This window comes from Shewanella sp. HL-SH4 (assembly GCF_051164845.1).
GTDB lineage: Bacteria > Pseudomonadota > Gammaproteobacteria > Enterobacterales > Shewanellaceae > Shewanella > Shewanella glacialimarina.
In genome coordinates this window covers 696,764-714,220 of the sequence record NZ_CP195037.1, presented here as the reverse complement: position 1 = coordinate 714,220, position 17,457 = coordinate 696,764, and the positions used below count along the sequence as shown (strand labels likewise).

At 41.1% G+C, this 17,457-nt stretch carries 13 protein-coding genes and 1 pseudogene; 5 read left to right on the top strand and 9 right to left on the bottom strand.

What is annotated here, in order from left to right:
* Positions 1–3: 3 nt before the first annotated feature.
* On the top strand, positions 4–1,137 hold the full coding sequence (locus tag ACRWQL_RS04035; protein ID WP_434928755.1) for a response regulator: 1,134 nt from the start codon (positions 4–6) through the stop codon (positions 1,135–1,137).
* Between the two features lie 96 nt (positions 1,138–1,233).
* Here the strand turns inward: ACRWQL_RS04035 and ACRWQL_RS04030 are convergent, their stop codons facing one another.
* The 3 genes and pseudogenes from ACRWQL_RS04030 to ACRWQL_RS04020 form a co-directional block, all read right to left on the bottom strand.
* Positions 1,234–1,599 carry a cytoplasmic protein gene (locus ACRWQL_RS04030; protein WP_434928756.1) on the bottom strand — a complete coding sequence of 122 codons (366 nt, stop codon included), beginning with the start codon at positions 1,597–1,599 and terminating at the stop codon, positions 1,234–1,236.
* Between the two features lie 229 nt (positions 1,600–1,828).
* Positions 1,829–2,976, bottom strand: a pseudogene (gene yiaY / locus ACRWQL_RS04025) (L-threonine dehydrogenase).
* Between the two features lie 364 nt (positions 2,977–3,340).
* A complete protein-coding gene (locus tag ACRWQL_RS04020) occupies positions 3,341–3,976 on the bottom strand; it encodes a peptidylprolyl isomerase (RefSeq protein WP_434952475.1) in 636 nt (211 codons plus the stop codon).
* Positions 3,977–4,191: 215 nt separating this feature from the next.
* Here ACRWQL_RS04020 and ACRWQL_RS04015 point away from each other — a divergent pair, with 215 nt between their 5' ends.
* Positions 4,192–5,499, top strand: coding sequence for a DEAD/DEAH box helicase (locus ACRWQL_RS04015; RefSeq protein ID WP_434928759.1), 1,308 nt, complete (start codon positions 4,192–4,194; stop codon positions 5,497–5,499).
* Between the two features lie 36 nt (positions 5,500–5,535).
* On the top strand, positions 5,536–6,594 hold the full coding sequence (locus ACRWQL_RS04010; RefSeq protein ID WP_434952473.1) for a CobW family GTP-binding protein: 1,059 nt from the start codon (positions 5,536–5,538) through the stop codon (positions 6,592–6,594).
* Between the two features lie 158 nt (positions 6,595–6,752).
* Here ACRWQL_RS04010 and ACRWQL_RS04005 read toward each other — a convergent pair whose 3' ends face one another.
* From ACRWQL_RS04005 to nadK, 3 genes are all read right to left on the bottom strand, one after another.
* Positions 6,753–9,557, bottom strand: coding sequence for an FAD-binding and (Fe-S)-binding domain-containing protein (locus ACRWQL_RS04005; RefSeq protein ID WP_434952471.1), 2,805 nt, complete (start codon positions 9,555–9,557; stop codon positions 6,753–6,755).
* 94 nt (positions 9,558–9,651) lie between these two features.
* Entirely contained in the window at positions 9,652–11,307 is a 1,656-nt protein-coding gene (locus ACRWQL_RS04000; protein WP_434952469.1) for an L-lactate permease, read from the bottom strand.
* A 364-nt stretch (positions 11,308–11,671) separates the two neighbouring features.
* Positions 11,672–12,550 carry an NAD(+) kinase gene (nadK, locus tag ACRWQL_RS03995; RefSeq protein WP_434952468.1) on the bottom strand — a complete coding sequence of 293 codons (879 nt, stop codon included), beginning with the start codon at positions 12,548–12,550 and terminating at the stop codon, positions 11,672–11,674.
* A 157-nt stretch (positions 12,551–12,707) separates the two neighbouring features.
* On the opposite strand from nadK, the gene grpE reads away from it, so the two are divergent.
* Complete coding sequence (gene grpE, locus ACRWQL_RS03990) at positions 12,708–13,322, top strand: nucleotide exchange factor GrpE (protein ID WP_226410422.1); 615 nt, start codon at positions 12,708–12,710, stop codon at positions 13,320–13,322.
* Between the two features lie 100 nt (positions 13,323–13,422).
* On the opposite strand, the gene dxs is transcribed toward grpE, so the two are convergent.
* From dxs to xseB, 3 genes are read right to left on the bottom strand one after another with little or no spacing between them, the layout of a single operon-like run.
* A complete protein-coding gene (gene dxs, locus ACRWQL_RS03985; RefSeq protein ID WP_434952467.1) occupies positions 13,423–15,288 on the bottom strand; it encodes a 1-deoxy-D-xylulose-5-phosphate synthase in 1,866 nt (621 codons plus the stop codon).
* An 18-nt stretch (positions 15,289–15,306) separates the two neighbouring features.
* Positions 15,307–16,188: a (2E,6E)-farnesyl diphosphate synthase gene (gene ispA, locus ACRWQL_RS03980; RefSeq protein ID WP_434940422.1), complete on the bottom strand. Its 882-nt coding sequence runs from the start codon at positions 16,186–16,188 to the stop codon at positions 15,307–15,309.
* Positions 16,189–16,218: 30 nt separating this feature from the next.
* Positions 16,219–16,449 carry an exodeoxyribonuclease VII small subunit gene (gene xseB, locus ACRWQL_RS03975; RefSeq protein ID WP_226410419.1) on the bottom strand — a complete coding sequence of 77 codons (231 nt, stop codon included), beginning with the start codon at positions 16,447–16,449 and terminating at the stop codon, positions 16,219–16,221.
* A gap of 237 nt (positions 16,450–16,686) precedes the next feature.
* On the opposite strand from xseB, the gene pomA reads away from it, so the two are divergent.
* The gene (gene pomA, locus ACRWQL_RS03970) at positions 16,687–17,454 is read left to right on the top strand and encodes a flagellar motor protein PomA (protein ID WP_434928766.1); all 768 of its coding nucleotides are present in this window, start codon (positions 16,687–16,689) and stop codon (positions 17,452–17,454) included.
* Positions 17,455–17,457 lie beyond the last annotated feature (3 nt).

Genomic DNA, 17,457 nt, shown 5'->3' with positions numbered 1-17,457 from the left:
AGCATGGCACTGACAGATATATCGGTTTTAATTGTTGAAGATGATCCTATTTTTAGTCAGTTAATGACAGACTTTTTGCAAAGCAAAGGGGCTGTTGTTAAATATGCTGCTAATGGGCATCAAGGTTTAGTGCTGTTCAGTGAGTTAACATTTGATATTGTCATCGCTGATTTAAATATGCCTAAGTTGGGTGGTTTACCCATGATAAGGCAGATGATGGTGATTAATCCAAATGTGCCTGTAATTGTGATTTCTGGTAACGATGAAATGCCAGATGTCGTCGAAGCATTACGCATAGGGGCGTGTGATTATCTTGTTAAACCCTTGGCGGATTTATTTATTATTGAAGCGGCTATCCAACAGGCATTAAACCACTCCGTTAATCAAACCGCAAAGAATACCTATGACCCCACAGATGTATTTGAGCATCAATTAGCTGAGCTATCATATCTTGAATTAAATGAAAATTTATTGTTACTTGAGCAAAGCTCACATGCCGCTAAAAATGTGCAACAACAACTTTTCCCCGCTTCTCACATTCAATATCCGCAAGCTGCGATAGATTACAGTTTATTTAAAAACAGCGATGTCAGTGCTTATTTTATTGATTCGACTATGGTCGGTGATGATCACCTTGTGATGTATATGGCTCATTTTCAACCTGAAGATAACAGTGCCGCATTTGGATGTGTATTATTGCGTAGTTTTATTAATCAAAAACTGAAAAGCTTTAGAACTGGAACAAGTAGCGAGCTACTTAACCCCGTTGAGATGCTTAATTATCTCAACTCACGGATAATGAGTTCCGGGCTACATATTTTTACCAATATGGTTTATATCAGTATCGACTTGAAGCGTTATGATGCTGTTATTGCGCGAGCAGGAGCAGGATTAAGATGTTATTTGCGAAATAGCACCGGTTTATTGCCTTTAGCATTGCCAGATTGTCAGCCAATAGGCTCTGTTTTATGGGATAACCCCAGCGTGCAACACCGTCACCTTTCGACTGGTGAGTATTTGTGTATTAGTACGCATTTTCAAGAACATCAGCAAGCGTTGCTTAATAATCATTTTAAAGGCTTAACCTTTGATAAGAGCACTCATGCAGGCGGCTTTATGCAGCTAAACTGCGGATAGTTATTACCTAAATTTATTGTGGTTTTGAAGTAATAAAAAAGGTTTAGTAGTGATACTAAACCTTTATTGTTGACTGTATTGTGGGCTGTTATTTGACTAGCTTATTTTTTCACAGCGTTGCATATAGTCATTAATCAGATGAGTCATAATGTCGTTTACCGAAGCATCTTGGCAACAATTATCTAAATAAACTTTAAAGGTTACCAAACCGTGACCATCATTTTTTAAGCGACTACTTTGCATCGCAAAGTAAGCTTCTTCCTTATCAGCTTTACGAATAGTAATGCCGTCTATTTCAAATAATTTACTGCCAGCATTGTTATGCCATTTAGTGATTCTGTCTAAGGCTATTTCGCAAGAATGGTTAACTTCGATATGATTCTGCCAAGAGGCTTGCTTGTCATTTTGTTGGTAGTGAGGGCAACGAACGGTGTAATTGTGGACATGAGTTATCGCTGTCATTTTAGGTGCACCTTTTCTTTATAAGATAATTTATCATAGACCGTAAATTCTATGGTGGTCAATCGTTATTATCAGAACTGAGATCTAGGTTCGCTTTTACTAATGTACTGACTAACCATCTGTTGATAAACAAAATTTTTCTAATAAAAAGCTCGCAAAATATGCGAGCTTTTTATTTATTGAAATGATATTTTTGGAAAACAGTACTAATCGTTTTACCGGTTAACTTTTACAACGCAGCTTGATAAATTTGACATATTTCTTCAAAGCTTGCCTGTTGTGGGTTAGTAAAACCACAGGCATCTTTTAATGCATTTTCTGCCAGTGTTGGAATATCTTCAGCTTTTACGCCAAGCTCGCTAAGTGTCGCTGGAATGTTGACAGCTTCAGATAAGCGCTTAATTGCACTAATGGCTAGCATGGCGGCTGCTTCAGCTGATAAACCACTGATCTCTTCTCCCATCGCTTTGGCCACGTCGGCTAAGCGTTGCGGTACCACTTTGGCGTTATAAATTTGCACATAGGGTAATAAAATGGCATTACAAACTCCGTGAGGTAAGTCATAGAACCCCCTAATTGGTGCGCCATAGCATGTACATACCCTAAGCTTGCATTGTTGAATGCCATACCGGCTAAAAACTGGGCGTAAGCCATTTGCTCACGGGCATCAATATTGTGACCCTCTTTTACTGCATTAATTAAATTTGCTCGAATTAATTCGATTGCTTTAATGGCACACGCATCAGTAATCGGATTAGCGGCAATAGAGACATAGGCTTCAATAGCATGTGTTAATGCATCCATACCTGTTGCTGCGGTTAATGCCGCAGGTTTTTCGAGCATTAATTCGGGGTCATTTACCGATAAAATAGGAGTGGTATTTTTGTCAACAATAGCCATTTTGATATGACGTGCTTCATCGGTGATAATACAAAAACGTGTCATTTCACTTGCTGTGCCTGCTGTAGTGTTAATAGCGACTAAAGGAAATTGAGGCTTAGATGACATATCAACGCCTTCATAATCTTTAATGCTGCCGCCATTGGTGGCAACTAATGCTATTCCCTTGGCGCAATCATGTGGTGAACCACCACCAAGCGAGACAATAAAGTCACATTGGTTTTTAGTTAACAAAGCCAATCCAGCTTCTACGTTGCCTGTAGTGGGGTTAGGCTGAACGCCATCAAAAACTGACACTTGAATATTTTCGGTTTGCAATTTATCGGCTACCTTGGCGACTAAACCAATAGCTACCAATGGTTTATCTGTAACGATAAGTGCGTGTTTAAAGCCAAAACTTTTAATGTCTTTTACTGCTTCTTCAACGCCGTTTTTACCTAGGATATTGACACTAGGAATAAAGAATTTTGTCGCCATGGTGTTACCTCTACGGATTATTTTATCTGTAGTTAACATATCAACCTCAGTGGATAATATTTGTGAGAGATATCAAATATTTCACGGAATCATACTTAAAAAGGAGTAGTTTTGTTACTAGGACGAAAGTATTGAATAAAATGTGATATGACTTCTATCATGAAATGCAAAAAAAGGTGCGCTTACACCTTTTTTAGTGTTCTTGGCTGTTATTTAAATTCGTTATTTTATTAAGCGTGTTTACTGATTAAAAGGCAAAATATATCGCTATTCATTGAAGTTTGAATAGCGATATTACCAAGGGGAGAGGCTATTTTTACGATTAACCGAAAGTAAATAAGTAAGTAGCCAGGTGAATTGAGTATTACCCTGGACAGTTTGTTTCACTGATTGAATTAACGATAATTTCCTCTACAGGGACATTGGTAAAGGTGACACCATCTTTTTGTACTGATTGAGTATTAACCGCATTCATAATATCAACCACTTCCATGCCAGCAACTACCATACCAAATACCGCATAACCGCCCTGGCTAGGGTAGTTTAAGTTATCGTTATCATGAATGTTAATAAAGAACTGACTGGTAGCTGAATCTAATACTTGGGTGCGTGCCATCGCTATAGTGCCGCGATCATTTTTAAGCCCAACACTCGATTCATTTTTTATTGGGTCATAAGTCGACTTTACATTCATGCCGGGTGTAAAACCACCACCTTGGTTTACAAAGTTATTGGCAATGCGATGAAATAGAGTGCCATCATAAAATTTTTCGTCAACATAACGACTAAAGTTAGCAGCAGTAATAGGCATGTTAGTGTTATCAATTCCTAAGGTGAATTCGCCCATGGTGGTATCTACCAAATAACACACATTAATCGCTAACTCAGGCGAAGGAGTTGGCGTCGGAGTTGGTTGGGGCGTTGGCGTTTGTGGTGATGAGTCTGAACCACCACAGGCGGATAAACTGATTAAAGCTGCTGCTAATAAATAAGCTTTCATATATTCCTTTATAAAGTTGTTATAAGTTTTGCGACATAGTTGCTGTTTTAGGCCATTGATTCAACCAAAAATTGTCTGGTTGATACAAAATGTTACTCGGTGTGTTTGAATTATGATCGACAAACCTTAGTGCTATTGCCGTTTTTTTATAAGTTTTCGGGTCAATCCAGTATATAATGCGCGATTGCTAATTCTTTTACTCTATAGAGCCTGTTATGTCATTTTTATCGCTAGGATTAAAGCCTGAAATTCAACGAGCACTGACCGCTATTGGTTATGTGACCCCTACGCCAATTCAACTGGCGGTGATCCCCAAAATCCAGGCTGGTAAAGATATTCTAGCGAATGCTGAAACAGGTACAGGTAAGACAGCGGCATTTGCATTACCGTTAATTGAAATGATCACCTCAGCAGATGATAGCTTTGACAATGAAGATGGCTTAGATGCTAATCCGCTTACGGTATTAATCATGACGCCAACGCGTGAACTCGCGATTCAAATTGAACAGAATATTGTACAATTTAGTCAGTTTTTGCCAATTAAAAGTGTCGCTGTTTATGGTGGTGCCAGTATTCGCCCGCAGCTGACAGCAATAAGCCAAGGGGTAAATATTTTAGTGGCTACCCCAGGCCGTCTTTTTGATATTGTCGGTCAGCATGACTTATCACTTGCATCGGTAAAATATTTAGTCATTGATGAAGCTGACCGTATGCTTGACTTAGGTTTTGTTAAAGACATTGAAAAAGTGAAGCGGCTTATTAATCGCGATCACCAGACGATGATGTTTTCAGCGACTTTTTCTGATGAAATTAAATTGTTAGCCGATGATATGCTTATTTCACCTGAGCATATTAATGTGGCAACCACAACTACTGCAGCCACAGTCACTCAGCTGGCCTATCAAGTCGATCAGCGCCGTAAAGCTGAATTATTATCGGAACTTATCGGCAAGCATAATTGGCAGCAAGTGATGGTGTTTACCAGCCGTAAAGAAACCGCTGATCATCTTCAAAAAGAATTGTCATTAGACGGCATTAAAAGTGCTGTGTTTCATGGTGACAAATCCCAAGGCGCTCGTAATAAAGCCCTTGAAGAGTTTAAGTCTGGCAAGTTACGTGTATTAGTGGCAACCGATTTAGCCGCCCGAGGGTTAGACATACAAGCCTTACCGCGGGTGATTAACTTTGAACTACCTGAAGAGCCTGAAGATTATGTTCACCGAATAGGCCGTACTGGCCGTGCTGGTTTAGCTGGCGAGGCTATTTCGCTAGTGAGCCCGCAAGAGCAGGAATGCCTTGAGGCTATTGAGGCGGTTATTCAACAACCTTTACTATTAACAAGCATTGCTGGCTACGAGCAAGGTGCGCCGCTTCCTGCTCGGTATCGTGAATTAGCGTCAGATCCGACCAAAACAAAGCAAGTTAAAAAGCATGCTCGTCCAAATCGTAATAACCGTTCAGGCCAATTTGATAAAGACTCAGCTAAGCCACAACGCCATGGAAAATACAGTAAGAAGAAATAACTGAGTTAATAAAAACAACTGAAGTATAAGCAAAATATGATCATAAAACCCGTCAATACCAATGTGATTACCGGCTTTCTAGGCGTAGGTAAAACCAGCCTAATTAAACAGTTACTTAAGCATAAACCAGCTAACGAGGTTTGGGCTGTACTGGTCAATGAGTTCGGTGAAATTGGTATTGATGCGGGGTTAATTAATCGCTCGCCAACAGATGGTGTGGTGATTAAAGAGGTTGCTGGAGGCTGTTTGTGCTGCGCCGCTGGCATACCAATACAAGTGGCAATAAATCAAATTATTCAGCGGGCAAAACCCGATAGGTTGCTAATTGAACCTACCGGCATTGGTCACCCGCAGCAAATTATTAACACTTTGAGTGAGCCACATTACCAACAAGTTATTCATCTGCAGGCTTGTTTATGTTTGGTTGACGCTCGCAAAATTGTCGATAACCGTTATCGTCAGCATGAAATATATATTCAGCAATTGTTAATAGCAGATGTCATCGTTGCCAGTAAAAGTGAACTGTACCAATCATCTGATATTAAAGCGTTAACCGCCTATTTTTACGAGCTGAAAATTAATCCTAATATTGTTACCGCAGCCGATCATTTTAGCTCACCTCAACTTATTGACACTTTGCTAAAAAGTTTGCATAAGCCCCATAAAAAAACCATTAAGCCGATTAAACAGATTAAGCCACAACATGCTTTGTTAAACAGTGGCTTATCTGCAAAATCAAATTTATGGTTTAATCAAGTTGAAGAGATCGCTCTACCTGCTTTAAATGAGGGTGAAGTGGTGTGTAAAATCAACCAAGGTGAAGGGTGCTTCAGTGTGGGTTGGTTAATTAGCCCAAGCGTAATATTTGATTTTGATTTATTAATGGCCTGGATTGACACATTTAAACGACCTGAAATACTTCGCCTTAAAGCGGTAATGATTACCGGAGAAGGTATTCTTGGGGTCAATATGGTCGATGCGCAGTTGAATTTATCTGAACTGGATGATGCGAACGATTCACGATTAGAGATTATTGCCACAACTTCATTAGATGCCCAAGCATTACAGCTAGGTTTACTGGCCTGTTGTGGTTAACGATTATGAGTCGCTTTATTTATATGGCGCGTAGCATTATTTAACATATCTATTTCATTATTCGATTTTACAATTATGTCGCTAAAAAATAGGCCCGTCATCAGACGGGCCTATTTTATGTAAACATATAAAGAGTATCGTAACTGTTGTGATAGAAACTAACGGCTACACTCTTCAAGTAAATACGCTAAATGACGATACGAAATACCACTGTGTTGAGTTAACCCCACTTCACACATTCTGTTGGCGTAGTAGCCTTGTTTAACTTCAGTAGGAATAAGCTTTTTGATATTACGCAATGCACTGGCGTTAATTTCAGGCTTATATAACCCTTTTTCACCCGCATAGCCACAACAGGTAATGCCAGCCGGTGCTATCACATCCTGAGCACAGGCATTAGCAATTGCCTGGAGGGTCGGCTCAAGTTTCATTTTACGCGCACTACAGCCCTGGTGTAGCGTAATACTGGCTTTTTTAGTGATAGTCACTTTAGGTAAAATATTGTCATGCATAAACTGCACAAGATCTAAAATATCGACTTTGGGGTTACCCGTGAGCGTGCGATATGTACAAGATAATGCATCAACCACTACAGGAACTTTACCGTTCTCACTGAGCTTGCTGAGGGAGTCAATTAACTCATCTCGTTTAGTGTCAGCATTTTTGAAATCACCCTTTGATTCCCACATTTGGCCGCAACACAATTCACGCGTGTTATTTGGCGTAACAACGTTATAGCCTGCTCGTTCAAGTAAAGTCATAACCACTTCCGATAAGGTGCGGCTGTCAGGATCTTTTGGCGTAGGGCCAAATGTACGCCCACCACAAGCTGGGAAGTAAACCACAGTTGGCTGACCAATTATGTGGGCTGACGGTTTAGCAACATTGCCGCCTTTAGGGAAGTCAGGGTTCCAATAGGGCACTTCTTTGCTGATCATGCGGCCGACATTCATCAATGAGTTGGTAACACTATCACCCGTCAGTTTATGAATAGTGCCTAATAGATTAAAGCCTGTGCTGATAACGGTATTCACAGCGCCATAGTGTTTGGCTTGAAAATCTAATACTTTTTGTTCAGTGGTACTGATATAAGGAGTACGCAGTTTACGCACCAGTTGCCCCATACTGCTGTCAACAGGGCAGGCAATAGTACATAACTGACATGCAGCGCAAGTATCAATTACATCATATTTAGCGCTAGCGCGCATTTCTGCAGCCGCTTGCTTGTCACCGGATTCGGTTAATCTTTCTATTTCACGCAGTACGGCGATACGTTGGCGGGGTGAAAAATTAAGTGCTGATGTTGGGCAGGTTTTTTCACAAAATCCACATTCAATACATTTATCAATAAAATCATCAACTACAGGGCATGGTTTGATATTTTTGACATGGATTTCAGCGTCATCATTTAAAATCACCCCAGGATTGAGTAATCCTTGAGGATCAAAAATGTGTTTAATCTGCTTCATTATGGTGTAAGCATCAGCGCCCCATTCCATTTCAACAAAAGGGGCGACGGCACGGCCTGTACCATGTTCCGCCTTCATTGAACCATCATACTTATTGATCACCATATCCGCGACATCCTGCATAAATGCATGGAAGTTGCGCGTGTCGGTTTCAGATGAAAAGGTGGGGGTGATAATAAAATGGAAGTTGCCCGCTAATGCATGGCCATAAATAACGCCTTCAGGGTAACCGTGTTTATGAAATAAAGCGGTTAGATCGGCCGCGGCGGCAGCAAGATGCTCAAGTTCAAAGGCTACATCTTCAATAATAACTGAGGTTCCTTTAGGGCGTGCGCCACCAATAATAGGGAACAAACCTGAACGCATAGCCCAGTATTGACCAAATACAGCAGGATCGTTGCTGAATTCAATTGGGCGTTCTGTTTCAATATGGGCAATTTTGTTAATCACATCTTGGGTATATTGGGCTAATGTTGTTTTATTGTTTGCTCGGCACTCAATTAATAATATCGCCGCGCCTTGAGGTAATTGATTTAACCAGGTAGGCATACCAGGCTTACCCATAACAGATTTAATCGATGCCCAGTCGAGTAATTCAACCGCAGCTACGCTGTCCCCCTTCATCGGTGGAACGGCACTTGCAGCATCTTCCATGCTGAAAAACACGGCCATAGCAGAAGCTTTAAAAAGGGCTTCTTCTACTGTGTGATAAGTCACTTCGTTGACAAAGGCTAATGTTCCTTCTGCACCCACAATGAGGTGGTTGATTAAATCAAAAGGGTCATTAAAGTCGACTAGCGCATTGATGCTGTATCCAGTGGTATTTTTAATCGAGAACTTTTTACGAATTCGCGCAGCCAAAGCCGAATTATTTTGGGTCATTTTAGCTAAAGATGATAAAGCTTCTAATATACCTGGATGACTTAGTGCGAATGCAGATTTAGATTGTTCACAACCCGTGTCTAATTCGGTTCCATCTGCAAACAATAATTTCACTGACGAAATCGTTTGATAACTATTTTGAGCGGTTCCACAACACATCCCAGAAGCGTTATTGGATACAATACCACCAATTTTAGCCGCCGCAAGAGTGGCAGGGTCAGGACCAATTTTTTTGTTAAATGGTTTTAATGCCGCATTCGCATCTGCACCTATAACCGCGCAACCTAAGGTTATTTGACTTCTATCTGCACTGATATTAATGGTGCGAAAGCCGTCATGGCCGAGTATTAATAAAATACCTTCACCAATTGCTTGGCCTGATAAGCTGGTGCCTGCTGCCCTGTAGGTAACTGGTGCATTATGTTTGCGTGCAATTTTAAGGGTTATTTTAACTTGTTCAAGTTCATTAGCATGAACAACGATTTCAGGTACGATACGAAAATAACTAGCATCTGTAGACCACGCAAAGCGACGAGTTGGGTCATTGCTGACCGCTTTTTCGCCTAGTTGTAGCGTTAACTCTTGCATGATGGTTTGATAATCAATCGTCATAATATTTCTCTTATTAATTCAGCAGCAAATCACAGTAATAAACCATCAACAGTAAACTTCAGTGACTTGCGACATTGAGAACAGGTCATTAAGCTTAGAAACCACCCCAAATGACAGCAATGGTGCCAGCAACAAGCGCATAACCTAATGCTATAGGCATTGTTTTACGAATAATTTCAGACTCACGTCCTGCCATTCCCACCACGGTTGCCGCTGCAACAACGTTCATCACACACATCATGTTACCAGCATTAGCACCAATGCCTTGCAGTGCTAAGGCCAGCGCATGGCTCATTCCAATATTATCGGCAACAGAGTACTGTAAGCCTGAAAACATCATGTTGGAGAAAGTGGCTGAACCGGAAAGAAATGCACCAAATATACCAACAATGGGCGATACCCAGGCCCAAACTGAGCCCATAGTATTGGCAAGTAAATCTGCTAATGCTACCGGCATAGATTGCAGGCCTGCAGAGTTTGCACCTGAGTTTAAGAATATTTTGACCATAGGCACAGATGCGCCGAGTGAGATGATGGTGGGTAACATTGAACCGCAAGATACCGTGATAGATTGTTTAATGGCTTTTGGTTTCATTCTGAATAATATAAAACCTAAAACACACACTAGAATAAAGAAAATCCCCGGCGCATAAAATGTGGCAAAGCTGGCTTTTAGCTCGGTACCTAACAACCCCGTCCAGCTGATATTGAATCCTGTTAACCAAGTTTTAAATGGGGTAACAACTCTGGAAAGCACTAACAATGCGGCCATAATAATATACGGCGACCAGGCTGCAATTTGCGAAAACCTAGTTTCTACAGGCTTATCTTCAGTGGTGATATCCTGTGATAGTTGTTCATTGTCTGCAAAGTCATTCCAGGGCGTTATTGGAAGTAACCAGCCTTTTTGAGCGACCGGAATAACCACTGCCATGCCAATTAACGCACCAATAACCGAGGGGAATTCAGGACCGGCAAGGTAATTAATTAACCATGCCGGAATGGTGAAAGCGAAACCTGCTAGCAGTGCAAATTTCCAGATTTGTAACCCTTCTTTAAATGATTTGTTCTTACCAAAAAAGCCAGTTAACACACAGACAACCACTAAGGGAATTAATGAACCCGTGATTAAATCAATAGTGATAATGTGCATGGCAATAAACTGAGCATAATCAGCAAAGTTACCGCCATGGGCGGTAATTTGTTCGGTTGCCATGGACACGCCATTTTGTATTAGACCTTGTTCCATACCAAATAATACAGGCAAACCAATTGCGCCAAATGATACCGAGGTCGAGTCGGCAATTAATGCCACTACAGCGGCCGCAATAGGCGGCACACCTAATAAAACTAGTAATGGGGCGCCAATGGCTGCGGGTGTACCAAAACCAGCCGAACCTTCAATGAACGAGCCAAATAGCCAACAGATAATAATAACCTGTACTCGCGCATCTGCACTGATACTGGTAAAGCCGGCTCGAATAGTGTCCATGGCGCCAGAATATTTAAGTGTATTGAGTAAAAACACTGCGCCAAAAATAATGGTGAGGGGTGTGAGGGCTGATAATAATCCTTCTACAATCGAAGCTGCGAGTATTCTAGTGTCCATCTGCCAAATAAAGATAGCCGCTAATCCTGTCGCGACCATTGAAATGGGCATAGCTTTAGATGCAGGGAGCTTAAGTAAAACAAGGAACACCATAACGCTGATAATAGGCGTTAAGCTCGCGATTAGCTGTAACGTAGTCATGCACACCTCTTTATTTGTAAGCTTGTTAGTTTAGGTCTTATTTTTGTTTGTTATATTTCTATTACTTCGATGTAACAAAAGGTAGATGTAATAGACTGTATTTTGTGACTTCAATACTTGATAAAGATCATTTTAAATCTTAACTATTACAAACCATCCAAACATTGGGACATAGATCGATTTCACTCATTTAAGTATGTGATTAATATCACCGTTTAAGTGTTCAGCGAATGAAGGATGATTTTACTTAATATTAGCGATTATGAATGTGAACTCACTCACGAGATGGGCATTCAAGGTGATAAACAATGCTATATATCACCTTGATAGGAAGTTGAAGAGATCGAGCGTGAGCATTAAGTGACTAAAACAGCTTGCTGCCCCAGCCCAGTTTATTGCGCAATACGTGGAAGTAATTATGGCCTTTAGGATGGATTAGTCTTAATTGTTCACTTGAGCGGCGAATAATAATTTCATCACCAGGCAACACGGCTAAGTGAACGTGGCCGTCACAACTGACTTCAAGATTTTCACCATTCTCAGGTGACACTACTAATTTGATAGTGCTACAAGCATCAACCACAATAGGGCGACAAGAAAGGGTGTGGGGAAACATAGGCACTAGAATGAGTGCTTGTAAATTAGGCGTTAAAATAGCACCGCCTGCTGACAATGAATATGCAGTAGACCCTGTTGGTGTTGATACAATCATGCCATCCGCGCGTTGGCTGTACATAAACTGCTCGTCTATGTAGACTTCGAATTGGATCATGTGAGCAATTTTACCAGGGTGTAATACCGCTTCATTAACCGCAGTATTACTTGAGGTTATTTTGCCATGGCGATGTACTTCAGCTTCTAATAAAAAGCGGTATTCAGTTTCAAATTCACCATCAAGTACATCAGACAAGGTATCTTCAAAATTATCTGGAGGCAAATCGGTTAAAAACCCTAAATTACCCCGGTTAACGCCAATGACAGCAACATCAAAACGGGCTAACACCCTTGCTGCACCTAGCATATTTCCATCACCACCGACCACAATGGCGAGATCACAATGTTCCCCCATCTCGAGTAAGTCCATGGATGAAATATCATTACCCAGTTCTGCTGAGACACGGGACTCAACAATAACATGGTAGCCTTGCACTGATAACCAATGATGCAAACGCTTCAAGGTCAAGTTTGTGCCATGATGATGCGGCTTACCGATAAGGCCGATAGTATTAAACTTTTTGCTCATATTGATATTTGTTGGGCTTAAAAGCCTTGAAACGCTGAAATTGATCCCCATAATATACCCAAACTAATTAAAAGTGTCAGAAGCATGATAATTAATCTTCTTCTGACATGTTTCTGTCAGATTTTCGAAAATATCGCATTTTTTAGCTGGAGTGAAAATGAGCAACGAGTCAAACTACGATCCACAAGATATCGATACCCAAGATCAAGTGGAAGAAGGTACCGTCATTGAAGCTGGTGAAGCAAGCTTAATGGATGAGTTAACCCAGGCTAACTTCCGCATTGAAGAATTAGAGCAGCTATTAGCAGAGTCTGAAGCAGCACTCGCTGATCGCAAAGAAGTTGAAGTGCGTGCGGCCGCTGAGATACAAAATATTCGTACACGTACTGCAAAAGATGTAGAACAAGCGCGTAAGTTTGCCTTAGAAAAATTTGCTAATGAGCTTTTACCGGTTATCGACAACATGGATAGAGCGTTACAAGGTACCTCGCCAGCTGATGAGGCCACTAAAGCGATTTATGAAGGTGTTGAATTAACCATGAAAGGTTTCTTAAGTACAGTTGAGAAATTTGGCGTGGTACAGCTTAGCCCATTAGGCGAGACGTTTAATCCTGCACATCACCAAGCTATTGGTATGCAGCCAAGTGCTGAGTATCCAGAGAACACCGTGATGTTAGTGATGCAAAAAGGTTATATTTTAAATGACCGTTTATTACGTCCAGCTATGGTGATGGTATCGCAAGGTGGTCCAGGTGTAGATACTCAAGCCTAATCACTTGTGTAGGCAAATTTAACGCATCAAAAAGGGCTGAATTATCAGCCCTTTTTTGTGTTTGTTGATCATTAAAACCTAGCATTAACATTAATGCTAGTTAGGCTAAATAATCTCTAATTTGTTGCTCAATACCCTGCGAATCTAGCTTCAGCTCACTGATAATTTCATCTGGCGCGCCGTGCTTAATAAACTCATCTGGCAGACCGATTTGAAGCACAGGCATGATGATTTTAAGTTGTTGTAACGCTTCCATCACGCCACTACCTGCGCCGCCCATTATCGCGTTCTCTTCAACTGTGACAATCACATCATGGTTGTTTGCCAGTTCTGTCAGTAGATCAATATCTAACGGTTTCACAAAGCGCATATCGGCAACTGAAGCATCTAATGCTTCAGCAGCAATTAAGGCGGCTTCTAATGTTGTACCAAAATTAACGATAGCAATTTTTTTGCCGTGGCGCTTCATTACGCCTTTGCCGATAGGCAATTGGGTCATTTCTTCAACTTGTTCAGCACCTGTTGCACAACCTCTTGGGTAACGCACCGCAGTAGGACCGTCCTGATAGCAATAGCCGGTGTACAGCATCTGACGACATTCATTTTCATCAGAAGGGGTCATGATTATCATGTTGGGAATACAACGCATAAAGCTTAAATCAAACGCGCCTTGATGGGTCGGACCATCTGCGCCGACAATACCACCACGGTCAATGGCAAATAACACTGGTAAGCGTTGTAATGCGACATCGTGAATGAGTTGATCATAACCACGTTGTAAGAAGGTAGAGTATATGGCTACAACGGGCTTTAAGCCTTGGGTTGCCATACCAGCACTTAAGGTTACTGCGTGCTGCTCAGCAATAGCAGCATCAAAATACTGTTTAGGGAAACGTTGTGAAAACTCAACCATGCCTGAACCTTCACGCATAGCAGGGGTAATTCCCATCACTTTATCGTCAAGCTCAGCAACATCACATAGCCATTTACCAAACACCTGTGAAAATGTCGGTAACCCCGGTTTAGTCGCAGGTTTTTTAAACTGGCTAGGATCAAACTTAGGCACTGCGTGCCAGCCAATAGGATCTTTTTCTGCTGGCTCATATCCACGACCTTTTTTAGTCATGATGTGTAGGATCTGTGGCCCTTTTAGGCTACGCATATTGCGCATGGTTTCAACTAAGGCATCAACATCATGGCCATCAATAGGGCCGATGTAATTAAAGCCTAGTTCTTCAAACAAAGTCCCGGGAACCACCATGCCTTTTAGGTGCTCTTCTGTTCTCTTAGCTATTTCCTTGATAGCAGGCATGCCTTTAAGCACTTTTTTACTGCTTTCACGGATAGTCGTGTAAAAGCGGCCAGACATAAGTTGAGCAAGGTGATTATTAAGTGCGCCAACATTTTCTGAAATCGACATTTCATTATCGTTCAGCACGACTAACATATCGTTGCGTAAGTCACCGGCATGATTTAAAGCTTCAAATACCATACCACCTGTCATTGCGCCATCACCAATAACAGCAACAACTTTACGGCCTTTATTTTCTTTTTCGGCGGCAATTGCCATGCCTAAAGCTGCACTGACAGAGGTGCCAGAATGACCGACACTAAAGGTATCGTAATGACTTTCTTCACGCCATGGAAAAGGATGTAAACCGTTTTTTTGGCGAATAGTGTGCATGCGGTTACGGCGGTCAGTTAAAATTTTGTGAGGATAAGCTTGATGGCCAACATCCCAAACTAATTGGTCAAAAGGCGTGTCGTACACATAATGAAGCGCTACGGTTAATTCAACCGTGCCTAAGCCAGAAGCAAAATGACCGCTAGACATGCCTACCGACTGCAACAGAAACTGGCGCAGCTCATCTGATACCTGCGGTAATAAACTCTGAGGTAGCTGTCTAAGTTCTTCTGGGGTGTTAGCTTTTGCTAACACAGGATATTGAGAATTATCGAAACTCATAGTGAGATATCTGTCTTATTATATTCTTCGCACGATAATATACCGGGCAAAGTCTGCAATTAACTGACTATTGTATGGCAATTTAGTCAGTTCTGATAGAGCATCATCAACAAGTTGCTGTGATGTCTGCTTGGCACCTTCTAAACCAAGTAATTTAGGAAAGGTACTTTTATTTGATTGCTCGTCACTGCCTTGTGGTTTACCTAACTCTTCGGTGCTAGCAACGATATCTAATATATCGTCTTGCACTTGAAAGGCTAAACCTATTTTACCAGCGTAAACCATTAAGGCTTGATGTTCATTATCGGTGGCATTGGCTGCAATCAACGCCATTTCTACTGCGCAGCAGATTAATGCACCCGTTTTTTTGTTATGAAGCTCAGTTAATCTCGCCATTTCAATACGCTGATTTGTGGCGCTAAGATCAATTGCCTGACCACCACACATCCCCTGATAACCAGAGGCTTTTGCCAATGATTTAACAATGGCTAGTTGCTGAGCGGGCATTAAACCCTCAATAGGCTCACTGATAATATCGAATGCCAGAGTTTGTAATGCGTCACCTGCTAATATTGCGCTGGCTTCATCAAAAGCAATATGAACAGTAGGTTGGCCACGGCGAAGACTATCATTATCCATTGCTGGTAAGTCATCATGGATAAGCGAATATGCATGAATACATTCAATGGCAGCGGCTAAATTATCTAATACCTTTAGCGGGACATTTAACATTTGTCCTATACTGTAAACCAAAAAAGGTCGGATACGCTTACCACCTAATAACGCACCATGGGTCATGGCCGCTTTTAATTTTGGTGCAGCGTTATCAAGGTCAGTTAATTTTTGGCTTAATACTTGATCAACTCTTTGTTGATAAGTCTTTATTGCATCAGTTAGCACTGTAATACCTCAACATGCTGTCAAAGCTGTTTATTGTTCAATTTCTAATGGGGTTAAGGTGTCTTTATCATCTAATAAAATGGATACTTTCTGTTGTGCTTGTTCAAGTTTTGCCTGACTTTGGCGTACGAGGTTGATGCCTCGTTCAAACTGCTTCAATGCATCATCAAGGGAGACTTCACCTTGCTCTAAACTGGCTACAATAGTTTCAAGTTCATTTAAAGATTGCTCAAAACTGAGATTTTCAGGTTTTTTTGCCACGTTGATATTTCCTCTTGTTCAGCGTGTGACAAGGTATATCAGCCGAGCTTTTGGGTCAAATACAGACGCTGGATATTTGCTCAATAGCACGCTTTGTTACTGAAATTTGTTTAGAAAGTTGAAATTCGAGCTAAACTAGAAATGATTTTGACCGATAACATAGTAAGATGATGTTTAAGTTTAACGATTTTAGCATTAGCATGTTCAAGCAGACTTAACTGCATTTGAGGAGATGTTGTGGATTTAGCAACCCTGATAGGAATTATTGGTGCTTTTGCATTTATCATTGGCGCTATGGTGACCAGTGGTGGTATTGGCCTATTTATCGACGTACCGTCAATTTTGATTGTTGTTGCCGGCTCTTTATTTGTGGTGATGATGAAGTTTAACCTAAAACAATTTTTAGGTGCGATTAAGATTGGCTTAAAAGCCTTTATGTTTAAAATTGATAAACCAGAAGACCTCATTGAGCAATCAGTTAATATGGCCGATGCTGCCCGTAAAGGGGGCTTTTTAGCGTTAGAAGAAGCGCAAATTAGTAACACATTTATGCAAAAAGCTGTCGATATGTTAGTTGATGGTCATGATGGCGAGGTCGTACGTAATGCATTAGAGAAGGATATTGCCTTAACTGAAGAGCGCCATAAGTCTGGGGTGAATATTTTTAAAGCCATGGGCGATGTTGCACCTGCGATGGGGATGATTGGTACGCTTGTTGGTTTGGTTGCCATGTTATCAAATATGGATGACCCTAAATCAATTGGGCCATCAATGGCGGTGGCGTTATTAACCACACTTTATGGTGCAGTAATCGCCAATATGATAGCCATACCAATGGCGGATAAATTGGCGCTGCGGATGAATGAAGAGCTATTGAATCGTAATTTGATTATGGATGCGGTATTGGCGATTCAAGACGGTCAAAATCCACGGGTAATTGAAGGCTTTTTGAAAAATTATATTGCTGAAAAACAACGTAAAATAGATACAACGGACGGGGAGTAACCC